Source organism: Roseobacter weihaiensis (assembly GCF_020622345.1).
GTDB lineage: Bacteria > Pseudomonadota > Alphaproteobacteria > Rhodobacterales > Rhodobacteraceae > Roseobacter > Roseobacter weihaiensis.
This window is the reverse complement of the sequence record NZ_JACNMO010000067.1, coordinates 1-1,990: the sequence shown is the minus strand read 5'-3', so window position 1 is coordinate 1,990 and position 1,990 is coordinate 1. Positions and strand designations below refer to the sequence as shown.

Below are 1,990 nucleotides of genomic sequence, written 5' to 3'. Positions count from 1 at the left end.
CCATCGATCCTGATGATGCGCCCCGTGCTGTCCGGGAATATCTCGACGTTTTGGACGACAAGGCTTTTGGGGCTTCGACACCGGTCAAGCCGAAGTTTACGTCACATTCTGATCCCGCCAGCCAATGGACTGCCGCGCGCAAAGGACCTGCTATCTTCGCCTATTCGAACAACTATCTGATCGACACAGATCATTCTGTGATTGTGGACGTTGAAGCGACACGCTCAATCAGACAGGCCGAAGTGGGTGCCGCACAAACCATGATCGATCGGACAGAGGAGTGCTTCAGCATTAAGCCTGACTGGTTGGTGGCGGACACAGCCTACGGATCCGCAGAGAACCTCGCCTGGTTAACAAAGAAGCGCGGCATCATTCCGTTCATTCCTTTGGTCGACAAGGGGGAACGCACCGACGGCACATTCTCCCGCTCAGACTTTGAATGGGACGCAGACAACAACCGCTATACCTGTCCCGAAGGTCAGCACCTGCTGCAGTCCCGCCGCAACTATTCCGACCCGCGCAGGAAAGAGCCCAAAACAGGTCGCCGTCGATACCGCGCCACCAAAGCCATATGCGATGCCTGCCCGTCGAAACCAAAATGCTGTCCAAACACAAATACGCGCTTTATCGGTCGTGAAGCACATGAGGACGCACGCGACTTCGCCCGACTGGCTGCAAAGTCTCCCTTCAACACCAAGGCCCAGGCCAAACGCAAAAAGGTTGAGATGCTCTTCGCTCACCTCAAACGCATTCTCGGCCTCGGGCGGCTCAGACTTCGAGGGCCATGCGGTGTACAGGACGAATTTACGCTCGCAGCGATCGCTCAGAACCTCCGAAAACTCGCAAAACTAAGACCAAAGACGCACGAAACTAGGATCGCGATATGATCTGAAATGGCAAAGCGACAGACCAACAAGCCACCCAGTGCAACGGGCGGAACAAGAAGCTTGCGATTGAAATCGCCAAGCAGGCAAAGCCTCAAATCTCGACGACTTCTTCAACAAAATAAGCCCATAGTGACAACTTTTGGCGCTGCAGCTAATGTCTGTTCTGGGAAATAAGGAAACCACAAATGCTAGCGACCAAATCCGAAGTTGACGGGAGCAAGGACTGCAAATCCGCCACGCGGCCTACAATCCTTTTCATTGCAGGATTTGGCGACAATGCGAGCATGTTTGAGGGTCTTTCAAATACCCATCTGGCTGAGACCTATCGTTTGTTGCCGATTAACCTTCCCGGTTTCGGGGCGCCTGCGCTGAAGTCTCAGACTACGCTCGAAGCCCTTGCCGAAGTAGTGGCCGACAAGGCGAAGGAGGCTGGTGCCGAAATCATCGTGGCCCATTCGGTTGCATCCATCATTTCCTCGCTTGCTGCTCAACGATCAGACTGCCCCTTGAAAACGATCATTTCGTTGGAAGGTAACATCACGGCAGAGGATGCTTACTTTTCTGGCACTGCCGCAGATTTCGATGACCCGGGAGAATTTAGAGCCGCATTTCTTGAGCGATTGGATCAAGTGGCAGATGACGCCCCTGTCATAGCTCGCTATCGCCAGTCTGTTTCAAAGGCAGACCAGCTTGCGCTTTGGCAGCTTGGCACGGATGCGCGTCGGTTCTCATCACAACATGTGCCGGGTGACGTCCTGAAATCGTCAGGTAAGGTGGTCTATCTCTACAACCCCGAGAATTGCCCACGGCCGACTCTTCAGTGGCTGAAGAATAATCCGATGGAGCGGATACTTCTGGAGAACGCCACACACTGGAAGAGCGTTGACCAGCCCGAGCAGCTTGCTGACAAGATTTCTGAGGCGCTGCACCGAGTCTGAAACCAGACATTCAGTAGCGATAAGCATACGACAGCTTCGTCTAAGATTTTTCGATGCGGGCCAGTACGTTAGATTTGTGTTGGGCGGCCTGGCCCGCGTTGACAAATCTGACAAGGTGGAAGCCGCGGGATGCTTGCGCTGTTCTATGGGGAAAGCACGGGCATT

At 54.0% G+C, this 1,990-nt stretch carries 2 protein-coding genes; both read left to right on the top strand.

The genetic code is table 11. From position 1 onward, the window contains the following. Nucleotides 1-887 (top strand): transposase (locus H7847_RS26505; protein WP_227272707.1); only part of this gene is annotated, 887 nt, incomplete at its 5' end. 185 nt (nucleotides 888-1,072) lie between these two features. After that, entirely contained in the window at nucleotides 1,073-1,825 is a 753-nt protein-coding gene (locus H7847_RS26500) for an alpha/beta fold hydrolase (protein ID WP_227272705.1), read from the top strand. Nucleotides 1,826-1,990: the final 165 nt, after the last annotated feature.